Raw genomic sequence first — 7,301 nt, 5'->3', positions numbered from 1 at the left:
GTACACCATAGTCCCCTCCTCGCTTGCGGGGAGGGGTTAGGGGTGGGGTTCTTGTACCTCACTTAACCGAGAGCCGCTATAGCTAATTTAAAAATAAAAAAGTTGTTATCAATGTCTATTTTAAATAGATACAATTTGAAATTTGATATTAAAAAGCTGTTATTTAACACCATGTTTTACAGCCGCAATGATGAGTTTAGCTATTAATAAAGATCAAAAAAATTGGAGAGCAGTATAACATGAAGAATGCTTGGAGGCGTTGGATTACAACCGTTAATATAGCTGCGCTCACACTAATGCCAACGCTGATATTTTTAGCATTCTCTCATCGGGCAACAGCAGACGATCCAGGAGCGTGTTACATGATAACTTCCTCTGGTAAAACTGTTGGATTGGGAAGAATTTGTGGCAATATCATAGCCGCACCTTCAGACAATAAAGTTTTTCGAATCTCAATCAAACGCCGTTTTGGTGGAACTCCTGTGATTGATGTCACCTTCAACGACAAAAAAACCTTTGAAATGATTGTAGATACAGGTGCTAGTGGAACCATTATCACTCAAGATATGGCGAATACACTTAACCTCCAGGCTACAGGTACAATGCAAGCCCAAATTGCTGATGGTAGTGAAGTAAAATTCTCAACTAGTAAGGTAAAATCTATTGCAGTAGGTGGAGTTACAGCCAATAATCTTCAAGTAGCGATCGCACCAAAAGCAAGCATCGGGCTACTAGGTCACGATTTCTTTGGCAACTATGACATCAAGATTTTGGAGAAAGAGGTCGAATTTCATCACCGCTAATGCTTGCAGCTTGAACTTTTTGAGGTTTTTATATGGAAATATCAAAAGGAATCTGAGCCAAGGTACTCAGCACTCCTGAAGCAGCTTAAGAGCGTTATAGAATAGAAATAAAACTGACATACATTACGCTGATTCAGCAGAATTGCCCATGACCACTTCTAAACGCCAATATCACATTACTACTTTCGGTTGTCAGATGAATAAAGCTGACTCAGAGCGCATGGCTGGCGTTTTGGAAGACATGGGCTTTGAGTGGTGTGAAGATCCGAATCATGCAGATGTGATTCTCTACAATACCTGTACAATTAGGGATAACGCTGAACAAAAGGTATATTCCTATCTTGGCAGACAAGCAAAGCGTAAACATGAGCAGCCTGATTTAACCCTCATCGTTGCTGGTTGTGTTGCCCAGCAAGAAGGAGAAGCACTGTTGCGGCGAGTCCCAGAATTAGACTTGGTAATGGGGCCACAACACGCCAACCGTCTGAAAGATTTGTTGGAGTCAGTATTTGAAGGCAACCAAGTTGTCGCAACGGAGGCAGTTCACATTATTGAAGATATCACCCAGCCGCGACGAGATAGTACAGTGACCGCTTGGGTGAATGTGATTTACGGCTGTAACGAGCGCTGCACCTATTGCGTAGTTCCAAATGTGCGTGGTGTCGAACAATCTCGCACGCCGTCAGCTATCCGGGCTGAAATGGAAGAATTAGGACGGCAAGGTTACAAAGAAATTACTCTACTCGGTCAAAATATTGATGCTTATGGCAGAGATTTACCTGGAGTGACACCAGAAGGTCGGCATCTGCACAACTTTACAGATTTGCTGTATTACGTCCATGATGTGCCGGGAATTGAAAGGCTAAGATTTGCTACTAGTCACCCCCGTTATTTTACCGAGAGATTAATTCAAGCTTGTGCTGAGTTACCCAAAGTGTGCGAACACTTCCACATTCCCTTTCAATCTGGGGATAATGAACTTTTAAAGGCGATGGCGCGAGGTTATACTCATGAGAAATATCGCCGGATTATCGATACCATTCGGCGGTATATGCCAGATGCCTCCATTAGTGCCGATGTAATAGTCGGTTTTCCTGGGGAAACAGAAGCACAGTTTGAAAATACCCTGAAACTGGTAGAAGATATTGGCTTTGATATGTTGAATACAGCAGCATATTCGCCGCGTCCAGGGACACCAGCCGCTTTGTGGGACAATCAGCTGAGTGAAGAAATTAAAAGCGATCGCTTGCAACGGCTTAATCATCTGGGAAACTTGAAAGTAGCAGAGCGATCGCAACGTTACTTTGGACGCATTGAAGAAGTTTTAGTAGAAGACCAAAATCCTAAAGATCCAACCCAGGTAATGGGACGCACTGGCGGTAATCGTTTGACCTTTTTTAGTGGTGACATCAAAGAACTCAAAGGGCAGTTAGTGAAGGTAAAAATTACCGAAGTTCGTCCTTTTAGTTTGACAGGTGAACCAGTTGAAGTGAGGCAAACTGTTTTGCACTAAGAAGCATTTGAAGATTATATCCTGACTTATGATTAAGTTACTGCAAACGATTCCAGTTCTTCTTTTTGGGGCTAGCTTGGCTGTAATTTTTCCTCAAGTTTGTGCTGCTTCTACTGTTCAAGAAATAGCTATTCTTGCTCAAGCATCAAGGGATTTGCCAATGGTCAAATCGGCTGGACTGTCCCCCGATATGGATGTGCCTTGGTCGAAAGCCGTAAGAATTGTTGACCCCTTTGAAGGGGAGTTTCTTGGAGTTTTCGATCGCAATTCTTTAGGTGGCTATTTGTACCGTGAGGGTTCAAAGCAAGTTATTAGTTTGTGGACTCCTTCGAGCATTCGAGTACTCGTAACAGTAAATTCGGGTCAAGCAACGTCTTCTTTCTACACCGCAGGTCGTGTGTATACTAGACCTGACTATTTTAGATTTGTCACGACTAAAAAAGTCGATAAGCTTTTGCTCAAGGTCAGAGAAAAAGTTTTTCAATTAGACGGTTCAAATGGCACATTTGCTGTCAGTCAAGAATTAGCCGCTGCTTTGAAAAATGCTCCAGATGAGAACTTAGATATCAGACTAGTCTTGGAAGGAGGTCAAACTGTTGATAGCGAAATTGGTAAAGGGACGGTAAAAGCTTGGCGAACTATTTATTAAGCGATCGCATTAGCTAGACTACATATCAACAGGCAATCCTAACAGTGCAGATAGAGACAGAGAACTATTTGATACGATCAAATTCTTTCAATCAATTATTCTGGTCGCAGTACTGTTAATGGTGATAGATGAGTTTAATCTTTAAACTCTCCTCAACCAGCTAGTGGGTTAAAAAATTTATAGTTTCTGTCCTGCATAAATCGATCGCACTTCGCCATTACGTCGGATGACTGCTTCGCCATTACTGACATCTACTAGTGTCCAACCGCTGGAGCCGATACTTTCACCCATATTGATGCGGCGAGTCACGCCATCGATTTTAAACAAAGCGGCAGATTTGTTGCCCAACTCTAGCAATCCCTCTAAGGTATTACTCGGAGCAGATGCGATCGCAGTTGCCGGATATACTTGTTCCTGGGTAATAGTTGGTTCTGACTCTGGTGCGAGTGCAGCACGCAATGGAACTACTGGTAATGCAGGCAGAGGTTTGGGTGTTTGGCGCACGCTAATGGGTGCAGTTTTTGCTGCCACCGGTTTGAGTTCAGCTCGTACAGCCGCAGCTAACATATTGACAGTTACAGGCTTGGCAGCTTGTCGCACTGTATTCAGGGCAGTTTTCACAACATTAGGTTGAGATACCCGGAACGCACTGGCAACTTGTGGTAAAAGTGTAGGAGTCCCCGGAATGGCTGGAAGGGCGTAGCGCATTGGTGACGGCGCTTGATAAACGGGGACATAGATCCGCTCAACAACGCTTCCAGAACGATTGGGGGCTGGTGGTGTATTATTAGCTAGAAGTGGAAGTGCTGGTAGATTACCAGTTGCTTGCTCACGACCAAGGGCTATTTGGTTAGTATTTGCCTGACTGGAGAATCCTGGATTGAAAGATTTTTGATTGCTCTTTGCTCCTTGCTTGTCTATAACAGCCAGCGCTTGGAGCATATAGTCAACTAACTCTGCCTCTATTTCTGTTTTTGCGGGCAAGCGTGACTGCGATTGCGGCAATAGAAGCGCTGACTCAGGCAATTTGTTATTTAAAAGATATACGACTCCAGACTGCACCAAGTAGATCGTACTAGCGATCGCCACGCCTAAAGTTGTTCCGACAATCAGCAGTTTGCCCAAAACCGAACTAGTTTTTTGACGCTTTCTACTAACTGATTTAACAGTAGAGGTGTCAAATACAACGGTACTCAATTGCTTGTGGTTATCTCGAGCAACTGACTGTACTCCTTGGTTCAAAGTAATCTGTGGTATCGTAACTGTTTGCAGAGGCACGTATTCTGGAGGCGATTGGCGTTGAGCTTGGGCGGAAACTCCAGCAACAGAGTGGCTCGATCTGTTCTGACTACTGTGTTTAACAGTTTGAGAAGGTAGATTACCACTAGCATCCAGAATGCAGTCGATATCGGCAAAGAGTTCATCCATTAGACCATCAGCATAGTTTTCTATCGACCAAGGCTCGTTGGTGATTAAGTCTTCTGATGGTTCTGGTACTATGAGACGGGTGCTAGCTTCTTGTAACATAGACGTTCTGGGTTGTTGCTTGGACGAGGAAACGCCACCCCTACTGGCTTGAAAGTGCTGAGTGCTGAGTGCTGAGTGCTGAGTGCTGAGTAAAAATACTAGCTCCCAGTTTACAGTCCCCAGTCCCTCTTTCATACTTGGTGGTGAAACTTATTTCATTGAGACTGCCTGGAAATTAGGATTATAAAAGGAGGTAGCAGGTAGAGGGCAGTTCTTACTGGAGGAAATAAGTATGAATAAAAACTTCAGCTTTAAGTAATTACCCGGTTTAAAAATCAGAATTGTATTAAGACGTGTTGAACGAGATACAAAGCTTGGAGCCGCTTTATCTCCGGTCTTGCGCCAATCCTATGCAGTTGTGCGTGGGTTAATCCTGCGTGGTTGTTGAGTGTAGTCGAAACACTGCCTCCTGAATAATGAAACATCCAATCCCCCATCTAATTGAGATAAGTTGATTGAGTGTTGGTATTAAACTCAACCTTCATCTGAGGATTGTTGATGATGCCACTACTAATAGTTATGTCATCTATCATACCAATCTCTCTCCCTACTACTATACTCAGTCTTTATCAAGCTTGTGTTAAGCTAACGCTGGAAACTCTGATTGGCTCTTGGTTCTACGCAATTCTAGATATAATAATAAGGCGTTAATATCGGCTGGGTTTACACCACCTATACGTGCAGCTTGACCAAGAGTGAGTGGTTTTATGTGAGTCAGCTTTTCCCGTGCCTCTTTAGAAAGAGTATCAATTGTTGTGTAGTCTAAATCCCCAGGTAACTGGCGATGAGCTTGGCGGGCAATTTGGTCAATTTGATTTTGTTGCCTAGCAAGATAGCCAGAATACTTGATGTCAATTTCTGCGCCTTCTTTCTCGGCCCGGTTGAGGTTGGGGTTTCCCAGTCCGAACCTGTCGAGATCAACGTAATGTAATCCTGGACGCCGCAACAAGTCGTTGAGGGTAATCGAACCTTTAATTGCTTGTTGGGTATCAGATGCGATCGCTATTCCAATTTCATCATGTTCTTTAACTCGTGTGGTTTGCAATCTTTGCTTTTCTGTGGTGATATTACCCTGTTTTTTGGTAAACATATCCCAGCGGCGATCGTCAATTAAACCAATCTCCCTTCCCAAGGGTGTCAGGCGTTGGTCGGCATTGTCAGAACGCAATAGCAATCGGTACTCTGACCTGCTGGTGAGCATCCGGTAAGGTTCCCGTAGGTCTTTTGTACACAGGTCATCAACTAGTGTCCCAATGTAACTTTGCTCGCGGGCAAAGACAATCATTTCTTGAGAGCGAACAAATCGAGCGGCATTAATTCCCGCCACCAGCCCTTGAGCAGCAGCTTCTTCATAACCTGTGGTGCCGTTAATCTGCCCAGCACAAAACAGTCCGGCAATCTTTTTGGTCATCAGTGTGGGGTAACACTGAGTTGCTGGTAAATAGTCATATTCCACTGCATAAGCGGGACGCAGCATCACACATTTTTCCAAACCGGGGAGAGTTCGCAACATTTGCAGTTGCAAATTTTCTGGCAACCCTGTAGAAAACCCTTGAATATAAAGTTCGGGTATATCCCTTCCTTCCGGTTCAATAAAGATTTGATGGCTTTCTTTATCGGCAAAGCGGACAATCTTATCTTCAATACTGGGACAATAGCGCGGCCCTTTGGCTTCCACCCAACCACCATAAACTGGTGACAGGTGTAAATTTTCTTGAATCAGGCGATGGGTTTCGGGGGTTGTGCGAGTGATGTAGCAAGGCATCTGTTCCCGTTCTACCCACACATCTGGGTCAAAGCTAAACCAGCGCACATCTTCATCTCCTGGCTGGATGAGCATTTTACTGTAATCTACTGATCGCTTGTCTACCCGTGCTGGAGTTCCAGTTTTAAGTCTGCCGGTTTCAAATCCCAGGCGATTGAGGGTTTGTGTCAATCCTTCAGCCGCAAATTCTCCAGCACGTCCGGCTGGCATTGATTTGTTACCAACCCAAATTTTGCCTCCCAAGAAGGTGCCGGTTGTCAAGATGACTGCTTTACATTGGAACCCTACACCAAAATAAGTTTCAACACCGATGACTTCGCCGTTAGCACCCAGCACCAAATCTGTTGCCATACTTTCGCGGATTGTCAAGTTTTCTTGATTCTCGACAATATTTTTCATCACCGCTGCATATTCGCGCTTATCAGTCTGGGCGCGTAATGCCCAAACAGCAGGCCCCCGTGAAGAGTTGAGGATACGTTTTTGCAGATAGGTGCGGTCTGCTACTTTACCAATTTCCCCGCCGAGTGCGTCTACCTCATGGGTCAATTGGGATTTCGCCGGGCCACCCACTGCTGGGTTACAAGGTTGCCAAGCGATTTTATCCAAATTGAGCGTCAATAACAGGGTACGACAACCGAGGCGTGCAGAGGCGAGAGCTGCTTCGCAACCGGAGTGACCTGCACCGACGACTATGACATCAAAAGCGTCTTGGAATTCAACGGAATTGTGCATGGTCATACTTACAGGATCGGCAAGCTTAGAGTTCTTTTCAATTTTAACTGTTCCAGTGGTTTCATGGATGTAACTTTCTGATAAAAAAGTTATCAAACTTACTAGTACTCAATTAAAAGCAAGGTTCCCTTTTTTAAGTTTAGTAGTAAGTGAAAAATCTCATCTTTTTAAAATTTGTGACAACATTCCAGTTTTTTGATCGCAGCTATTGTTCAGAGCGTTAACCCAGCACAAATTAATTTGTAACTGGGATGTATTAGATATTTTCTTTAATTTGGATTAAACGATAGTTCAATGTCGATAAACTATCTG

The 7,301-nt window shown here is 44.0% G+C and carries 5 protein-coding genes; 3 read left to right on the top strand and 2 right to left on the bottom strand.

The window, feature by feature from the left end:
* Positions 1 to 239: 239 nt before the first annotated feature.
* The 3 genes from IQ229_RS06635 to IQ229_RS06625 all read left to right on the top strand — a co-directional run bounded on the left by IQ229_RS06635 (position 240) and on the right by IQ229_RS06625 (position 2,965).
* The gene (locus IQ229_RS06635; protein ID WP_194042347.1) at positions 240 to 803 is read left to right on the top strand and encodes a retropepsin-like aspartic protease family protein; all 564 of its coding nucleotides are present in this window, start codon (positions 240 to 242) and stop codon (positions 801 to 803) included.
* Positions 804 to 951: 148 nt separating this feature from the next.
* Positions 952 to 2,316, top strand: coding sequence for a tRNA (N6-isopentenyl adenosine(37)-C2)-methylthiotransferase MiaB (gene miaB, locus IQ229_RS06630; RefSeq protein ID WP_194042346.1), 1,365 nt, complete (start codon positions 952 to 954; stop codon positions 2,314 to 2,316).
* Positions 2,317 to 2,344: 28 nt separating this feature from the next.
* Entirely contained in the window at positions 2,345 to 2,965 is a 621-nt protein-coding gene (locus IQ229_RS06625) for a hypothetical protein (protein ID WP_228013238.1), read from the top strand.
* Positions 2,966 to 3,142: 177 nt separating this feature from the next.
* Here IQ229_RS06625 and IQ229_RS06620 read toward each other — a convergent pair whose 3' ends face one another.
* Complete coding sequence (locus IQ229_RS06620; RefSeq protein ID WP_194042349.1) at positions 3,143 to 4,492, bottom strand: hypothetical protein; 1,350 nt, start codon at positions 4,490 to 4,492, stop codon at positions 3,143 to 3,145.
* 580 nt (positions 4,493 to 5,072) lie between these two features.
* Positions 5,073 to 6,995 carry a tRNA uridine-5-carboxymethylaminomethyl(34) synthesis enzyme MnmG gene (gene mnmG, locus IQ229_RS06615; protein WP_194042348.1) on the bottom strand — a complete coding sequence of 641 codons (1,923 nt, stop codon included), beginning with the start codon at positions 6,993 to 6,995 and terminating at the stop codon, positions 5,073 to 5,075.
* Positions 6,996 to 7,301 lie beyond the last annotated feature (306 nt).

Source organism: Nostoc cf. edaphicum LEGE 07299, from assembly GCF_015207245.1.
Classification (GTDB): domain Bacteria; phylum Cyanobacteriota; class Cyanobacteriia; order Cyanobacteriales; family Nostocaceae; genus Nostoc; species Nostoc edaphicum_B.
The sequence above is the reverse complement of the archived record's forward strand: the minus strand, read 5'-3'. Positions and strand labels throughout refer to the sequence as shown.